Source organism: Stenotrophomonas sp. (genome assembly GCF_036662295.1).
Taxonomy (GTDB): Bacteria; Pseudomonadota; Gammaproteobacteria; order Xanthomonadales; family Xanthomonadaceae; genus Stenotrophomonas.
Map to the genome: position 1 here is coordinate 18,025 of NZ_JAVWXA010000027.1, position 17,071 is coordinate 35,095.

Genomic DNA, 17,071 nt, shown 5'->3' on the forward strand with positions numbered 1-17,071 from the left:
CCGCGCTGCGTCACTACAACGCGTGCAACGAGGGAGGGAGGTCGACGGGCGCAAGCCGGTCCGCCGCTTCGATGCTGAAACTGATCTGCCTGACCGCTGCCCTCGGGGCGGCGCTGGGGTCCACCGCCGCCGCGGCCGACCTCACCTTCGACGGCCGCACCGCGCGTGCCGTCGCCGCCGCCGATGACGGCTTCGCCCTGCACACGCCCAGCGGCGAGGTGACCATCGCGGCGCAGCCGATGCGCAGCCATACCGACAGCGTGATGTTCGATGCCTTGTTCGCGCTGGCCCAGCAGGACATGGCCGCCGACCGCGTCGATGCGATCCGCGACCCGGCCTTCAACCACGGCAACCCGGTGGCGTGCGCGTGTTTCCAGACCGGCGAGCGCTGGCCGTACGTGTGGACCCGCGATGTCAGCTTCGCCGCCGACCTGGCGCTGGCGCGGCTGGACCCGTTGCGCACCCGCCAGTCGCTGCAGTTCAAACTCTCCGCCGCGCGCGACGGGCACACGCCCGGCCTGTTCGTGGCCCAGGACACCGGCTCGGGCGGCAGCTGGCCGATCAGCAGCGACCGCGTGGTGTGGTTTCTGGCCGCCCAATCGCTGCTGGACGACCCGGCCTTCGCCGACCAGGTGTGGCAGGCGCTGCAGGGCACGCTGGCCCAGGACCGGGCGATGGTGTTCGATCCGGCCATCGGCCTGTACCGCGGCGAGACTTCTTTCCTGGACTGGCGCGAGCAGACCTACCCGGACTGGACCCGCCAGGACGTGCGTTTCATCGGCGAATCCTTCGCGCTGTCCACCAACGTGCTGCACTACCAGGCGCTGCGCCTGGCCGAGCGGTTGGCCCGCGAGCGCGGCGATGCCCGTGCCAATGTCTACGCCGGCTGGGCCGGCGCGCTGGCCGGGCAGATCGACGCGCGCTTCTGGCGCGAATCGGCCGGCATGTACATGAGCTACATCGGCGAGGCCGCGCACCCGGTGCCGTATGCCAAATACGACCTGCTGGCGATCTCGCTGGGCGTGCTTGCCGAGGTGTTTCCCGCCGACCGCGCGCGCCGCGCGCTGGCCAGCTACCCCACCGTGGCCGGCGGCAGCCCGGTGGTGTGGCCGCAGGAAGCGCAGCAGCCGATCTACCACAACCGCGCGGTATGGCCCTTCGTCAGTGCCTACGCGCTGCGTGCGGCGCGCCGGGTGGACGACGCCGCGCGCATCCAGGCGGAAATCGAATCGCTGATGCGCGGCAGCGCGCTGGCCGGCTCGAACATGGAAAACTACGAAATGCGCACGCTGGCCGTGCACGTGGACGAAGGCGCGCTGAGCGGCCCGGTGGTCAATTCGCCGCGCCAGCTCTGGTCGGTGGCCGGCTACCTGTCGATGGTGCTGGAAGGGGTGTTCGGGGTGGAAGCCGACGGCAGCGTGGCCCCCAAGCTGCCCACCGCGCTGGTGCCCGCGTTGTTCGGCACGCGCCGCAGCATCGCGCTCCACGATGGCCAGCGCCGCTACGTGCTTACCCGCCCGCGCACGCTGGCCGGTACGTTGCTGGTGGCAGGCAAGGTGACCCGCAAGGGCAACACCACCACCGTGCAGCTGGTGGCGCAGCCGTCGCCGGCCGCACCGCTGCCGCCGCCCACCGCGGCCATCGCCGCCGCCTTCGCCCCGGCCACGCCGGCCGCGCCCCGGGCCACGCGGCGCGGCAAGGGCTGGGCGGTCGCGGTGCCGGCCGGGCAGGTGGCGTGGCTGGATGGCCGCGAGGCCGCCACCACCGGCACGCTCGACGTGGCCGATGACGGCCACCAGCACTGCCTGAGCCTCACCCGTCGCGACGGCGCGCTGGAATCGCTGCACAGCCCCACCACCTGCGTGGGCCCGCAGCAGCGCCTGACCGGCGCGAGCCGCTGGACCTACACCGCCGCCGCGCCGATGCGCGTGCGGCTGCGCCTGCAGTACGACAACCCCAATGGCCCGATCAACACCGGGGTGACCGCCGCGGTCAAGACGCTGTTGGTGCAATGCGCCGGCCAGCCCGAACAGCAGGCCACCGTGGTGATGCCGCACAGCGTGGGCCGCCAGGCCTCCACCGCCGCCGCGTTCACCCTGCCCAAGGGGCGTTGCACGGTGCGCCTGGGCGAAGGCTTCAACATGAGCGCATTGGCGCACTTTGCCACCTACAACGGCGGCAAGGGCGGGCGCGAGGGCGTACTCAACCAGGCCACGGTCAGCGCGCTGCTGGTCGCCCCGGTCGCCCGCCCGGTGGAGGCCGCCCGATGAGCCGACCCGCCAAACCCACCCTGTCGTTCTGGCAGATCTGGAACATGTGTTTCGGGTTCCTGGGTATCCAGTTCGGCTTCGCGCTGCAGAACGCCAATGCCAGCCGCATCTTCGAAACCCTGGGTGCCTCGCAGGACGCGGTGCCCGGGCTGTGGATCGCCGCTCCGCTGACCGGCCTGCTGGTGCAGCCGATCGTGGGCTACCTGTCCGACCGCACCTGGACCCGCTTCGGTCGGCGCCGCCCGTTCTTCATGATCGGCGCGGTGCTGACCACGCTGGCCCTGCTGGTGATGCCCAACTCGCCCACGCTGTGGATCGCCGCCGGCACGCTGTGGGTGCTGGATGCCTCCATCAACGTCTCGATGGAGCCGTTCCGTGCCTTCGTCGGCGACCAGCTGGCCCCGCCGCAGCGCCCCACCGGCTATGCGATGCAGAGCTTCTTCATCGGCGTGGGCGCCATCGTGGCCAGCTTCCTGCCTTACCTGCTCACCCAGGCCGGCGTGGCCAACACCGCCGCGCCCGGCCAGGTGCCCGACACGGTGCGCTACGCGTTCTACTTCGGCGCGGCGGTGCTGCTGGCGGCGATCACCTGGACGGTGGTCAGCACGCGCGAGTATTCCCCCACCGAGCTGGCCGGTTTCGACGATGCCGAGCCTGCGGCGCACCATGGCCACGTCGCCGCGCGCGGGCCGGCGCCCATCGGCCAGGCGGTGCTGTGGGCCGCCATCGGCATCGTGCTGGCCGGCCTGATCGCCTGGCAGCAGGGCGACAAGATGTTGTACGTGCTGGCCGGGCTGTGCGCCGGCTACGGGGTGCTGCTGGCGCTGGCGCGGCTGTTGCCGGGCACGCACATGCTGGCCAGCATCGCCGGCGACCTGCGCGCCATGCCGCTCACCATGCGCCGACTGGCCTGGGTGCAGTTCTTCTCGTGGTTTGCCCTGTTTGCGATGTGGATCTTCACCACCCGCGCGGTGGCCGGCGTGCACTTCGGCTCCACCGATCCCGAATCGGCGGCCTACAACGAAGGCGCCAACTGGGTGGGCGTGCTGTTCGGGGCCTACAACGGCTTTGCCGCGCTGGCCGCGTTGCTGATCCCGCCGATGGTGCGTGCGATCGGCCTGCGCTGGAGCCACCTGGTCAACCTGTGGCTGGGCGGGGCCGGGCTGATCTCGATGCTGTTCATCGATGACCCGCGCTGGCTGCTGCTGTCCATGGTCGGGGTCGGCTTTGCATGGGCCTCCATCCTGTCGCTGCCCTACGCGCTGCTGTCTGACAGCGTGCCGGCGGCCAAGATGGGCGTCTACATGGGCATCTTCAATTTCTTCATCGTGATCCCGCAGCTGGTGGCGGCCAGCGCGCTCGGCTTTGCCCTGCGCGCGTGGCTGGGTGGCCAGCCGATCCATGTGCTGGTGCTCGGCGGCTGCAGCCTGCTGCTGGCCGGCCTGTGCGTACTGCGGGTTCCGTCCCGCCCGGAGGTAGTGTGATGCGTGGTGCTGTATCTGTTGCGGTCTGCCTTGCCCTGTCCGCCGGCCACGCCGGTGCCGCCCCGGGGGCCGACTATGTCGGCACCACCGAGCCGTTCGCCAGCGAGGCGGTGTACTTCGTGGTCACCGACCGCTTCGTCAACGGCGATCCCGCCAACGACCACCGCGACCAGGGCGGCCCACACCCCACCTTCGACATCCCGGTGCCGTGCCCGGACAAGGTGGACGGCAACATCGGCTACCTCGGCGGCGACTTCAAGGGCGTGCTCGACAACGCCGACTACATCCGCAACCTCGGCTTCGGCGCGGTCTGGATCACCCCGATCGTGGACAACCCCGACCAGGCCTTCACCGGCAGCAAGCCGATCAGCTGCACCAGCACGCTGACCGATCGCGGCAAGACCGGCTACCACGGCTACTGGGGCGTGAACTTCTACACCCTCGACGAGCACCTGCCCAGCGCCGACCTGGACTTTGCCGGGCTCACCCGTGGGTTGCACGCGGCCCGGCTGAAGGTGGTGCTGGACATCGTCGGCAACCATGGCTCGCCGGCGTGGACCATGCCCGAGCGGCAGCCGCAGTTCGGGCAGATCTTCGACAAGGCCGGCACGCTGGTCGCCGACCACCAGAACCTGCCACCGCCGCAGCTGGACCCGGCGCACAACCCGCTGCACGCGTTCTACAACGCCATCGGGCCGGTGGATGCCAAGGACGGCTCGATCTTCGACGGCAACCTGGCCGAGCTGGGCGATTTCAACCAGCACAACCCGGCGGTGATGGACTACCTGGTGGGCGCCTACCTGCAATGGACCGCGCAGGGCGTGGATGCGCTGCGCATCGATACCATCGGCTGGCTGCCGCACCCGTGGTGGCACGAATTCGTCGGCCGCATCCGTGCCGCGCACCCGGGCATGTTCATGTTCGGCGAGGCCTTCGACTACGACGCCGGCAAGATCGCCGAGCACACCTGGCCGGCCAACGCCAACGTCAGCGTGCTGGATTTCCCGCTGCGCGGCGCGCTGTCTTCGGTCTTCGGCAAGGAGCAGAAGGGCTTTGAGACGCTGGCCGAACCGCTGCACCTGGTGGGCGGCCCCTACGCCAACCCGTATGCGCTGATGAGCTTCTACGACAACCACGACATGGCGCGCCTGGACGCCGCCGACAGTGGCTTCATCGATGCGCACAACTGGCTGTTCACCGCGCGCGGCATCCCGGTGCTTTACTACGGCTCGGAAACCGGCTTCATGCGCAGCCGCGCCGAGCACGCCGGCAACCGCGCCTACTTCGGCCAGCAGCGCATCGACGCCGCGCCGCAGAGCCCGATCTTCGCCCCGCTCCAGCGCATCGCCCAGCTGCGCCAGGCCACACCGGCACTGCAGCGCGGCCTGCAGGTCAATGAGCGCCTGGCGGGCGAGGAGGCGGTGTTCCTGCGCGTGCTGCAACACGGCGGCGTGCACCAGACCGCGCTGGTGATGCTCAACAAGGGCGACACCGCGCGCACCGTCGAGGTGAGCCGCTACCTGCAGGCCGGCACGTGGCGGGATGCGCTGGATGGCGGCAGCCAGCAGGTGCGCGGCCGCCTGAAGGCCACGGTGCCCGCGCACGGGGTGAAGGTGTTCGTGCTCGATGCCCCGGTGGCCCAGCCGGCGTTGCAGGCCGAGCTGGACCGGGCGATGGCCGACCAGCAGGCACGGGACCGGCGCCTGGCGCGCTGACGGCCGCGGCGTGGCCGACGCCCGATGGGCGGCGGGTACAATGCCAGCCCCCACCGGACCCCTGCGTGTCATGACCGAACTGCCGCCCCAGACCCCGATCGAAACCCTGCTCAAGTCCGCGATGGACGGCCAGCTGCCGATCGCGCTCTTCATGAAGGCCTTCGTGGCCTCGGAGGTGGTGCTGCTCACCGGCAGCCTGGTCACCGCCGACGGCAGCGGCTTCGACCCGCTCCTGTTCGACAAGCAGGGCGTGCTGCACGTGGCCGTGTTCACCGACATGGCCCGCGTCGGCGTGCACAACCAGCAGGCACCCCACACCTTGCGCATGCAACTGCTGGAGGTGCTCAAGCGGGTGCCGGGCGGCTATGGCGTGGTCGTCAATCCCGGCACCACGCTGGGGCTGGAGCTGTCGGCGGCGGGCATCGGCGAGATACTCAAGGACTTTGCCTGAGCGGCGATTGCACGCCGCTTCGACATCGCTGAACGCGCCCCGGGCGCGCGAACTCGATCACACGACTTGTCGACAGTTGCCATTGGTAGACTCCCTCCGTCAAAAAACGGGGGTCTTATGCAGACTCAGAGTTCACGTATCACCACCGGCATTGTCGGCCTCGATCAGATCCTGCGCGGTGGCTTTCCGCAGGGGCGGCTGTACCTGCTGGAGGGCCCGCCCGGGTCCGGCAAGACCACCCTGTCGCTGCAGTTCCTGCTGGAAGGGCTCAAGCGCGGTGAGCGCTGCCTGTACATCACCCTGTCCGAGACCGCCGAAGAACTGCGCGAAGTGGCCGAGGCGCATGGCTGGTCGCTGGACGGGCTGCACCTGTTCGAGCTGGGCTCGGCCGAGGACGCGCTGGGCAACGGCCGCCTGCAGTCGGTGCTGCACTCCTGGGAAGTGGAGCTGGATGAGACCGTCAACCTGATCCTGGGCGAGGTGGAGCGCATCCGCCCCAACCGGGTGGTGTTCGACTCGCTGTCCGAGCTTCGCCTGCTGGCCCAGGATTCGCTGCGCTACCGTCGCCAGATCCTGGCGCTCAAGCAGTTCTTCGCGCCCAAGAGCGCCACCGTGTTCCTGGTGGACGACCTCACCTCCAGTGGCGAGGATCGCGACGGGCAGCTGCACAGCCTGTGCCACGGCGTGCTGTCGCTGGAGCGGCTGACCCTGGATTTCGGTGCCGCACGCCGCCGCCTGCAGGTGCAGAAGCTGCGCGGCGTGGACTTCGTCGCCGGTTACCACGACATGGTCATCCGCGGCGGTGGCCTGGAAGTGTTTCCGCGCCTGATCGCCTCCCAGCACCACCAGGGTTTCGAGGGCACGGCCGTGGCCAGCGGCGTGGTCGAGATCGACAGCCTGCTCGGCGGCGGCCCGCTGCGCGGCACCTGCACCCTGCTGACCGGCCCGGCCGGCAGCGGCAAGACCAACGTGGCCCTGCAGTACATCTGGGCGGCGTGCGAGCGTGGTGAGCGCTGCTGCATCTTCGAGTTCGACGAACGCGTGGGCACGCTGCTCACCCGCGCGGCGGCACTGGACATCGACCTGCACCGCCACCTTGATTCAGGCCTGCTGGAAATCATGCAGATGGACCCGGCGGAAATTTCTCCCGGTGAGTTCTCCTGGAACATCCAGCGCGCGGTGGAAGAGCGCGGCTGCAGCGTGCTGCTGATCGACAGCCTCAACGGCTACGTGGCCGCCATGCCGCAGGAAAAGCAGCTGATGCTGCAGCTGCATGAAATGCTGTCCTACCTCAACCAGAAGGGCGTGGTCACCTTCCTCATCAACCCGCAGCACGGCCTGGTGGGCACCATGTCCACCGGCAACCTCAACGTGTCCTACATCGCCGATGCGGTGATCCTGTTCCGCTTCTTTGAAGCGCAGGGGCGCATCCGCAAGGCGATCTCGGTGATCAAGAATCGCGGTGGCGCCCACGAGGACACCATCCGCGAGCTCAAGATCGACGGCCGCGGCCTGTCGGTGAGCCCGCCGCTGAAAGAATTCCGCGGCATCCTCACCGGCACGCCCGAGTTCGTGGGCGATACCGCCGGCCTGCTGAGCCATCCGTATGCCGGATGACCACGCCGCGCAAGGCACCGTGCACATCGTCGCCCCGTTCGGGCGCGATGCGCCCAGCATCGCCTCGGTGCTGGAAGGCGCCGGCCTGGCCACCCGGGTGCACGCGGGCCTGAGCGAGCTCGCCAGCGTGCTCGATGAGCAGGCCGGCGTGGTGCTGGTCACCGAGGAGGCCGCCGCGCGCGGCGTGGACGCGATGCTGCAGGCGCTGTCGGCGCAGCCGCCGTGGTCCGATCTTCCCTTCATCCTGCTGCGCTCGCCGCGCGCGCACCGCCGCTCGCCGGTCGAGGGCCTGCTGCCGCGCTCGCTCAACGTGGTGGAACTGGACCGCCCGCTGGGCAGCATTTCCCTGCTCAGTTCGGTGCAGGGCGCGCTGCGTGCGCGGCAGAAACAATACCTGGTGCGCGACCAGGTGCAGGCGCTGGCCGACAACCGCGTGGCGCTGATGCGCAGCGATGCCGAACTGCGCCTGATCGCCGATGCGATGCCGGTGCTGATCGCCTTCATCGACCGCAGCCTGCATTACCGCTTCGCCAACAAGGCCTACGAAACCTGGTTCGAGCTGACCGCCCCCGAGGTGATCGGGCAGCACGTCAGCGCGGTGATCGGCGAGAGCGCGTGGGCCACCCCGCGCCCGGCGATGGAGCGCGCACTGGCCGGTGAAGAATCGACCTTCGAAGTGCGCTGGCCACGTCGCGACGGCCAGCAGCGCGACACCGAGGTGCGCTATTCACCGCGCTTTGCCGCCGACGGCAGCGTGGACGGCTTCCACGTGTTCGCCACCGATATAACCGTGTCCAAGCAGGCGCTGGCAACCAGTCGGCAGCATGCGCAGGACCTGGAGGCCATGGTGGCCGAGCGCACCCGCGAGCTGGAGACCCAGATGGCCGCGCGCGAGGCCAGCGAGGCGGCGTTGCGCCAGTCGCAGAAAATGGAGGCGATCGGCCAGCTCACCGGCGGCATCGCGCATGATTTCAACAACATGCTCACCGGCATCCTCTCGGCGCTGGACATCGTGCGCATGCGCCTGGAGATGGGCCGGGTGGACGACCTGGAGCGCTTCCTGGACGCGGCCACCACCTCCAGCCAGCGCGCGGCCAGCCTCACCCAGCGGCTGCTGGCGTTCTCGCGGCGGCAATCGCTGGATTCCCGCCCGGTGGAACTCAACACCCTGGTCGGCTCGCTGCAGCAGCTGCTGCGCAGCACCCTGGGCGAAACCGTGCGGGTGGCCACCGATCTGGCCGGCACCGCGCTGCACGCCACGCTGGATGCCAACCAGTTCGAGAGCGCGCTGCTGAACCTGGCCATCAACGCACGCGATGCGATGCCCAACGGCGGCGAGCTGCTGCTGCGCACCAGTGCGGTGGTGCTCGCCGACAACGCGCACGTCAGCGTGCCGGCCGGGCGCTATGCGGTGGTGGCGGTCTCCGATACCGGCATGGGCATGCCGCCGGAAGTGGTGGAGCGCGCCTTCGAGCCGTTCTTCACCACCAAGCCGATCGGCAAGGGCACTGGCCTGGGCATGTCGATGGTGTACGGCTTCATGCAACAGTCCGGCGGCTACATCACCCTGGATTCGCGCCCGGGGCAGGGCACCACCATCTCGCTGTACATCCCGCAGGCGCAGGCTCCCGACGCCGAAGCCCCGGCCGAGGAGGCGCCCAGCGTGACCCTCGGCGCCGGCCAGTCGATCCTGGTGGTCGAGGATGATGCGCAGGTGCGCATGCTGGTCACCGTGGTGCTGGAAGACCTCGGCTACCAGGTCGAGGTGGTGGGCGATGCGGACGCGGCCATTCCGATCCTGCAGTCCCCGCGGCGCATCGACCTGCTGGTCACCGACGTGGGCCTGCCGGGCCTCAATGGTCGCCAGCTGGCCGAGATCGCACGCCAGTCGCGGCCGCAGCTGCCGGTGCTGTTCATGACCGGCTATGCGGAAAAGGCCCAGGAGCGCGCCGCGTTCCTGGACGAGGGCATGGGCATGATCGCCAAGCCCTTCCTGCTGGACGAATTCAGTGCAGCGGTGCGCGAGGCGATGGGGGCGGCGGTGGCTGCATCGCCATGATGCAGCGGCCACCGCGCCAACCTGATGCACGCCAGGCGTTGACCGGGGGCGCGGTACGCCGCGACCGCGGTTGCGTCCTTACAGGCTCACCTTGCGCCGGTTGTCATCGCTGACCCGGTCGATCAGCTTGTTGTACGGATCGAAGCCCGCTTCGTCCGGCTTGCCCTCCACCACCACCGTGATCGTCGGCGTGGCCGTGGTGATGTGGTGGCGCTGCAGGTACAGCACCTTCTGGTCGCGTTCCTTGCCCGAGGCGGCATTGGCGAACACGCCCACCTCGATCCAGTCGTCCATGCGGCCCGCGGTCTCCTTGCCGGCGCCGTCGGCGTAGCGCTTGTCGGCATGCAGCGCCAGGGTCACCTCGTATTTGCCATCGGCGCGCCTGCGTGCCTTGGCCTCCAGCAGCCGGTTGTCATACAGGGTGATCTTCTCGAACAGGTCGGTGACCACCTGCTGGCGGTCGGCCGGGGTCTCGGCGCGGATATAGCCGATCAGTTCGCGTGAGGTCGTGTACGGCGGCTGCTGGTAGCCCTTGTCCTGCAGGAAGCGCTTGAGCGCACGATTCAGCGCGGCCTCGCCGATCTCCTCGCGCAGGCGGTAGAACACCAGCGAGCCCTTCTCGTAGTGGATGTACTGCTGGTTCTCCACGCGCTCCAGCGGCAGCTCCCCGATGCGCTCGCTCCCGCGCCCGGCCAGGTAGCGGTCCAGTTCGGTCTTCAGGAACTGGCGCATGTGCGCCCGGCCGTATTCCTTCTCCATCACCATCAACGCCGAGTACTGCGACAACGACTCGGACAGTACCGTGGCGCCCTGCACGTTGGCCCCGATCACCTGATGGGCCCACCACTGGTGGGCGATCTCGTGCGCGGTCACGTAGAACACGTAGTCGATCTTGTCCGGGTCACGCAGGTCGGCGATGAAGCCGATCGACTCGGAGTACGGAATCGTGTTGGCGAAGGACTGGGCGAAGCTCTGGTAGCCGGGGAATTCGATGATGCGCACCTGGCGGTGCTGGTAGGGCGTGAAGTTGGCCTCGTAGTACGCCATAGACTTGCGCACCGCCTCGATCATCCGGTCCACGTTGTAGGCATGGCGCGGGTCGTAGTACACCTCGATCGGAATGTCCTTGTACATGCCACGCTTCACCTCCCAGCGCGCGGACAGGTAGGCGTAGAAGTTGAGCATGGGCCGGTCCATGGCATAGCGGAAGCAGCGCCGCCCATCCACGGTCGTCTCCGCCTGCAGGTAGCCGGGGGCGAGGGCGATCTGGTCTGGCGCGGTGCAGATGGTGGTACGGAAATCCAGCCAGTCCGCATCGTCGGAGACGTAGGTATTGGCACGTGCAGCCTCATCCTCCAGCTTGGGCATGCGGGTGGGTTCGCCCAGCCCGCGCTTGCGGCGCTCGTTGCGGTCCTCCAGCTCGCTGCGTTCGTCGTAGCCGAAGGAGGGCAGCAGGCGGCTGTTGAAGAAGCTGCCGTTGGCCACCAGGTCGCTCTGTGCCTGCCCGGCGGTGATGCCGTCGGGGTGCTGGTCCACGCGGAAATGCACGCGGCGTTCTTCGCCCGGCTGCAGCGGCCGGGTCAGCCGGTAGATGCGGTAGCCCAGGTCCACGTCATGGAAGGCCAGCGTCTGCCCGCCCAGGTCCACGGCCACCAGCTGGCGGTCATCGCCCATCGCGATGTGGACGTCGGTGATCGGCGTGGCATGGGTGTTGCGCACGGTCCAGTCGGCATCGATGGTCACCGACTGGGTTTCCGGATGCAGGTCCACCCGGTTGTCCACCGCCACGATCCGCGGCTGTGGCAGGTGGCGATACCGGGACAGCTCGCGCTCGTACCGTGCCTGCAGGTCGCGGGTCTGGTCGGGCGAGTGGAACGCATTGCGCACGTTGGTGTTCCAGTACAGCCAGCCGCCCACCGCCACGAACGCCACCAACGCCGTGGCCGTGCCCATGCCGGCCGGGCCACGCAGGCGGCGCCCGGCCAGTGCCAGGCGCTGGCGCAGGCCCATGCCCACCCCGCGCACCCAGAACGCCGAGGCCAGGCACAGCAGGGCCGCCAGCAACAGCGCCCAGTAGCCCTGGAAGGCCAGCTGCCCGGTCAGGAAGTGGCCGAACCCGTTCATGTCCGAATACGGCGCGTTGGGCCAGTTGCCGAAGTTGTAGAGGTTCTGGGTGTAGTCCAGCAGCCCCAGCGCCACCTGGCCGATCATCACCACGATCAGCAGCGCGTAACCCAGGAACTTGTTGTTGGTCAGCACCTGCAGCACCAGCGCCATGCCGCCCATCAACACATAGAACACCGAGCCCAGCGCCAGCGTCTGCAGGTACACCATCGGTTCCAGCCGGGTGAAGCCCTGGCCCAGCTGCAGCAGTATCGAGGCCAGCGCGCCGATCGCCTGGAAACAGATGATGACCATCACCAGCACGCTGAACTTGGCCAGCAGCGGCACCCAGTTGGGCACCGGCATGGCATCGTTGACTTCATTGAGGCGCGCGGTGCGCTCCTTCCACACCAGCTCGCCGGCGTAGAACAGCACGATGATCACCAGCAGCCAGCTGTAGGCGCCCTGCAGCGCAGCCAGCATCTGCGCGGTGACCGGATGGATCGGGGTGCCGTAGAGCGTTTCCTGCCACAGCGCACCGGGGATGAAGTTGGCCAGGCCCAGCACCAGCAGCACCAGGAACGGCACGCTGCGCAGCACGCCGGCGGTGTCAAAGCGCACCTGGCGCAGGTACTGCTGCCAGCCGGTGGCCGCGCCGAAGTGGGGGTGGATGCGCGGCACGGTCAGCTGCAGGGGGCGCGCGGCCGGCGCCGGTGCCGGGGCCGGCTTGCGGCCCCAGCGCCGCCGCCCGCTGCCGCTGCGCTCGGTACGGAACAGGGCGAAGGTCGCCGCGAACAAGGCTGCCGCCACGCCCAGCCACAGCGCGCGGTTGGCCAGCACGTAGCCGGCCAGCGGTGGCAGCTGGGTGTTGCTCTGCTCGGTGGCCCAGTAGCGCACGGTGCGGCCCACCGCACGCATGCCCAGCGGCTCGGCCAGCGTGGCGATCCAGATGTTGTCGATGTCGCGCAGCAACGTGGCGCTCACCCCGTACAGCACGAAGTAGCCGACCAGGCCGATATAGACCCACAGGATCGAGCGGGTCAGCGCGGCCAGCATCGCCAGCAGCGCGGTGGTGAACACCAGGTTGGGCAGGACGATGAAGGCGAACGTCCAGGCATAGCCGTGCAGCGGGATCGGCCCCACGCGCGCGGTGTCCACCCAAGGCATGAACGGGGCCAGGAACAGGCCCACGGCGATGATCAGGTAGAACAGCAGGCCGGCGCACAGCGCGGCCAGGATGCGGCCGGCCAGGTAGTGGCGGCGCTTGATCGGGCTGGCGAAGATCAGCTCGGCGGTGCCCAGCTCGAAATCGCGGAGCAGGGCGTTGCTCACCAGCAGCGCCGACACCAGCATGCCGAACATGGTGAAGATGCCCATGAAGCGGGCGATCACGATCGGGGCGTTGCTGTGCACATTGCCGGCGCCGCCGCCGATCTGCACCGCATCGCTGGAGGCCGCGGCGAAGGCCAGTGCGGCAAACAGCGCCGACAGCAGCCACAGCAACGGGGAACGGAGCTGTTCGCGCAGCTCGAAGCGGAAGAAGGCGGAGATCATGGGCGCGCTCCGGTCAGGCGGCCCGCGACTGCAGGCGCAGTCGCTGGAAATACACGTCCTCAAGGTCGGGGGCGACCGCCTGGAAACCATCGCCGGGATCGCTGGCGCTGTGCACGTGGATCACCGGGCGGCCCGCCACCAGGCGGGTGGAGAGCACCACGTGCGCGGCTTCGTAGGCGGGCAGCTCGGCGGCGTCCACCTGCTTGCGCCAGACCTGCTGCTGCAATGCCTGGATCGCGTCGCCCGGCTTGCCGGTCAGCAGCACCTGGCCCTTGTTCATGATGGCCATCGCCGGGCACAGGTCGGTCACGTCCTCCACGATGTGGGTGGACAGGATCACCGCCACGTTCTCGCCGATGGCGGCCAGCAGGTTGAGGAAGCGGTTGCGTTCCTCCGGGTCCAGCCCGGCGGTGGGTTCATCCACGATCACCAGGCGCGGGTCGCCCAGCAGCGCCTGGGCGATGCCGAAGCGCTGGCGCATCCCGCCCGAATAGGTGCCCAGCTTGCGCTTGCGCGCGTCCCACAGGTTCACCTGCTGCAGCAGCCCCTCCACCACCTCGCGGCGCTGGGCCTTGTGGGTGATGCCCTTCAGCACGGCGAAATGGTCCAGCAGGTCCAGCGCGCTCACCTTGGGATACACGCCGAAATCCTGCGGCAGGTAGCCCAGCCGGCGCCGCACCGCGTCCTTGTCGCGCAGCACGTCGATGACCGGCTCGCCGGGAATCTCCAGGGTGGCGCTGCCGCTGTCGGCCTCCTGCAGGGTGGACAGGGTGCGCATCAGCGAGGACTTGCCTGCCCCGTTGGGGCCGAGCAGGCCGAACATGCCACGCGGGATATCGAGCGTCACCCCATCAAGCGCATGCACGCCATTGGCGTAGGTCTTGGACAGCGAGCGGATCTGGAGCATGGGGCGAACACCTTTCCCTGTGTTGAAGAGCGAGTTATGGGCGCAAAAGGAGTGCGCTGCATCCGCCGTAAGTCATGCATCGCCCGGCCCGGCGCGAGGCGGCTGGCTATACTCGGCGCTGGAGACCGGCGCGCCGCCGGACAGGAAGGGACTGCCTGTGTCGCGTTGGTTGCGGGTGCACTGGGGGGTGTGGGCGCTGCTGTGCGCCGCGGTGCTGGCCGGCTGGCCGGCGTTCAAGATCGCCTCGCGGACCGAGACGGCCCCGCTGCGGCTCGAACCCGGCGCCACGGTGGTGCTGGACACGCTGCGGCTGCGTGCGGGCCAGGTGCAACTGTCGTTGCGATTCGCACGCACACCGGGCGAGGACACGCGGGACACCCTGGGCAAGTGGAGCGTTCAGGAGCGCCCGGGCTTCCTGGTGTTCGAGCACCCCGGCGAACCGGTGGTGGTGCGCATCGAGAACGCGGGTCAGCAGGCCACGTATGCGGCCTTCCCGGCCAGCGCGTCCTGGGCCGATGGGGTCGAGCGTGACCTGGGGGTGCAGACCCGCAATGCGCCGACCGGCTGGTATCGCTGGCCCCCGTTGCCCTCACCGGTGACCCTGCCGCAAGGCCGATCGCAGCTCACGCTGACCGTACTCGACGTCGGGCCCTCCCTGCGCGGGCAACGTGTCGCCCTGTCGTTGCATCCGGCGATGGGGTTCAAGTCGTCCGAGCGCGGTTACGACCTGCTCTGGCTTTACTTCTTCTGGCCCATCCTGGTGGCACCGCTGCTGCTCTACGGCCTGGTGCTGTGTCTCTGGACGGGCCGGCAGCGGCGGCGTGCACGGCGCCAGCCGCCTGCGGATCGGGCGCGCGCGCCCGCAACCGCCTCACGCGCGCCGTGACGACTCGCGCAGCACCTGCTTCACCGCGATGGTCTGGCCGTCCACCGCCTCGCCGTTGATCAGCGCCAGCAGCTTCTCCACCAGCAGCTGGCCGGCCTGCTTGGTGTCCTGCTGCACGGTCGTGAGCGGCGGCGACACCGAGGCGGCCAGTGGAATGTCGTCGAAGCCGGCCAACGCCACGTCCTGCGGCACGCGCAGGCCGTGTTCGCGCAGCGCACGCATCGCGCCGATGGCGATCAGGTCGCTGGCCGCGAAGATGCCGTCCACCGGGGCGCCGCGCGCCAGCAGCGCCTGGCAGGCGTCGAACCCGTCCTGCTCGGTGGTGATCGCATCGTGCTGCAGGCCGGGAGCGGCCTCGATGCCACGCGCGGCCATCGCCGCGGCATACCCGCGGTAGCGCTCCTCGAACTCGGGATAGTGGCTGGAGGCATGGCCGATGAAGGCGATGCGCGTGCAGCCCTGGTCGAGCAGGTGGGCGGTGATGTCGAACCCACCCTGGAAGTTGTCGCTGCCGATCGACACCCCGGGCTGGTCGGGCAGGGCCGCGCCCCAGCGCACGAAATGGGTGCCTTGCTCGACCAGCCGCTGCAGCCGCTCGCGCGACTCGTGGTAGTCGCCATAGCCGAGCAGGATGATGCCGTCGGCCTTGTTGCTGTCCTCGTAATCGGCCTGCCAGTCGGTGGACAACTGCTGGAAGGACACCAGCAGGTCATAGCCACGCAGCGCGCAGGCGCGGGTGATCGAGCCCAGCATGGCGTGGAAGAACGGGTTGATCAGCGAGTCGTCGTTGGTGGGGTCTTCGAAGAACAGCAGCGCCAGCGTGCCGGCATTGCGCAGGCGCAGGCTGGAGGCGTTCTTGTCCACCTTGTAGTTGAGTTCCCGGGCGATGCGCAGGATGCGCTCGCGGGTCTCCGGGTTGACCATCGGGCTGCCGCGCAGGGCGCGCGACACGGTGGGTTGCGACACCCCGGCCAGGTGGGCGATGTCCAGGGAAGTGGCTTTGCCTCGGATGGTCATTGCTGGGGGCTGCGGGGACGACGATCCGCATCATGCCATGGGGCGGGCAGCGCGGGCCGGGGCTGCGCGCAGGCCGCCCGCCGCGGCGCAGGGCGGCGCGTTCTGCTGGCGCGGGCAGGGTCCGGGTAGCCCTTGTGCCACATGGCTTTGGGCGGACCCCGACGGCGATAGGCCGCTTTCCTGACGGGGGACAAGCGGGCCACGATGATAAGATGCATGGTTGTAGCAATCCCCCCATTCTCCCGGGGGCAGCCCTGCCTGTCTGCAGCCCGGCCCGGGCTGTGCTATCTGTGCAACCTGCCCTCGGACAACGGAAGAGCAACCCTATGGCGCGCGGCATCAACAAAGTCATCCTGGTCGGCAACCTCGGCAACGACCCGGACGTGAAGTACACCCAAGGCGGCATGGCGATCACCCGCATCAGCCTGGCCACCACCAGCGTCCGCAAGGACAAGGATGGCAACCAGCAGGAGCGCACCGAATGGCACCGCGTGGTGTTCTTCGGCAAGCTCGGCGAGATCGCCGGCGAATACCTGCGCAAGGGCAGCTCGGTCTACGTCGAAGGCAGCCTGCGGTACGACAAGTACACCGGCCAGGATGGCGTGGAGAAGTACTCCACCGACATCATCGCCGATGAAATGCAGATGCTGGGCGGCCGCAGTGAAGGCGGCGGTGGCGGCGGTGGCGGTGGCGGCAACTACGGCGGCGGCGAGCGTCCGCAGCGCCAGCAGGCCCCGCGCCAGGAGTACGGCGGTGGTGGCGGTGGTGGCGGTCAGCGCCAGGGCGGCCAGGGCGGCGGCTACGGCCAGCAGCGCCCGCAGCAGCAGCCGCAGCAGGCACCGCCGATGGACGACTTCGCTGACGACGATATTCCGTTCTAGCGAATACTAGATCAATAGTGGTGATATAGCTTCGAGGAAGGCCCTGTTTTTACAGGGCTTTTCTTTTTTCTACGCTGACTTGCGTAGTCGAAAATTTCATATACAGTTGTACATATGCAAAAACAGT

11 protein-coding genes are annotated in these 17,071 nt (G+C 68.9%); 8 read left to right on the top strand and 3 right to left on the bottom strand.

The window, feature by feature from the left end; genetic code table 11:
* Positions 1 to 71: 71 nt before the first annotated feature.
* The 6 genes from RSA25_RS07595 (at position 72) to RSA25_RS07620 (ending at position 9,596) form a co-directional block, all read left to right on the top strand.
* Positions 72 to 2,270, top strand: coding sequence for a Six-hairpin glycosidase-like protein (locus tag RSA25_RS07595; RefSeq protein WP_332808291.1), 2,199 nt, complete (start codon positions 72 to 74; stop codon positions 2,268 to 2,270).
* Entirely contained in the window at positions 2,267 to 3,754 is a 1,488-nt protein-coding gene (locus RSA25_RS07600) for an MFS transporter (protein ID WP_332808292.1), read from the top strand. Before RSA25_RS07595 ends, RSA25_RS07600 begins: the two co-directional genes overlap by 4 nt.
* The gene (locus RSA25_RS07605; protein ID WP_332808293.1) at positions 3,754 to 5,469 is read left to right on the top strand and encodes an alpha-amylase family glycosyl hydrolase; all 1,716 of its coding nucleotides are present in this window, start codon (positions 3,754 to 3,756) and stop codon (positions 5,467 to 5,469) included. Before RSA25_RS07600 ends, RSA25_RS07605 begins: the two co-directional genes overlap by 1 nt.
* Positions 5,470 to 5,539: 70 nt before the next feature.
* Positions 5,540 to 5,920: an SseB family protein gene (locus tag RSA25_RS07610; protein ID WP_332808294.1), complete on the top strand. Its 381-nt coding sequence runs from the start codon at positions 5,540 to 5,542 to the stop codon at positions 5,918 to 5,920.
* A 117-nt stretch (positions 5,921 to 6,037) separates the two neighbouring features.
* Positions 6,038 to 7,537 carry an ATPase domain-containing protein gene (locus RSA25_RS07615; protein WP_332808295.1) on the top strand — a complete coding sequence of 500 codons (1,500 nt, stop codon included), beginning with the start codon at positions 6,038 to 6,040 and terminating at the stop codon, positions 7,535 to 7,537.
* Positions 7,527 to 9,596 carry a response regulator gene (locus RSA25_RS07620; RefSeq protein WP_332808296.1) on the top strand — a complete coding sequence of 690 codons (2,070 nt, stop codon included), beginning with the start codon at positions 7,527 to 7,529 and terminating at the stop codon, positions 9,594 to 9,596. Before RSA25_RS07615 ends, RSA25_RS07620 begins: the two co-directional genes overlap by 11 nt.
* Positions 9,597 to 9,674: 78 nt before the next feature.
* Here the strand turns inward: RSA25_RS07620 and RSA25_RS07625 are convergent, their stop codons facing one another.
* Both RSA25_RS07625 and RSA25_RS07630 read right to left on the bottom strand, forming a co-directional pair.
* The gene (locus RSA25_RS07625) at positions 9,675 to 13,253 is read right to left on the bottom strand and encodes an ABC transporter permease subunit (protein ID WP_332808297.1); all 3,579 of its coding nucleotides are present in this window, start codon (positions 13,251 to 13,253) and stop codon (positions 9,675 to 9,677) included.
* 13 nt (positions 13,254 to 13,266) lie between these two features.
* On the bottom strand, positions 13,267 to 14,160 hold the full coding sequence (locus tag RSA25_RS07630; protein WP_332808298.1) for an ABC transporter ATP-binding protein: 894 nt from the start codon (positions 14,158 to 14,160) through the stop codon (positions 13,267 to 13,269).
* A gap of 187 nt (positions 14,161 to 14,347) precedes the next feature.
* On the opposite strand from RSA25_RS07630, the gene RSA25_RS07635 reads away from it, so the two are divergent.
* Positions 14,348 to 15,046, top strand: a complete 699-nt coding sequence (locus RSA25_RS07635) for a hypothetical protein (protein ID WP_332808299.1) — start codon at positions 14,348 to 14,350, stop codon at positions 15,044 to 15,046.
* On the opposite strand, the gene RSA25_RS07640 is transcribed toward RSA25_RS07635, so the two are convergent.
* Positions 15,032 to 16,063 carry a LacI family DNA-binding transcriptional regulator gene (locus RSA25_RS07640; RefSeq protein ID WP_332808300.1) on the bottom strand — a complete coding sequence of 344 codons (1,032 nt, stop codon included), beginning with the start codon at positions 16,061 to 16,063 and terminating at the stop codon, positions 15,032 to 15,034. The genes RSA25_RS07635 and RSA25_RS07640 overlap by 15 nt on opposite strands.
* A 326-nt stretch (positions 16,064 to 16,389) precedes the next feature.
* Here RSA25_RS07640 and RSA25_RS07645 point away from each other — a divergent pair, with 326 nt between their 5' ends.
* Positions 16,390 to 16,944 carry a single-stranded DNA-binding protein gene (locus tag RSA25_RS07645; RefSeq protein WP_332808301.1) on the top strand — a complete coding sequence of 185 codons (555 nt, stop codon included), beginning with the start codon at positions 16,390 to 16,392 and terminating at the stop codon, positions 16,942 to 16,944.
* The last annotated feature ends 127 nt before the right edge of the window (positions 16,945 to 17,071 follow it).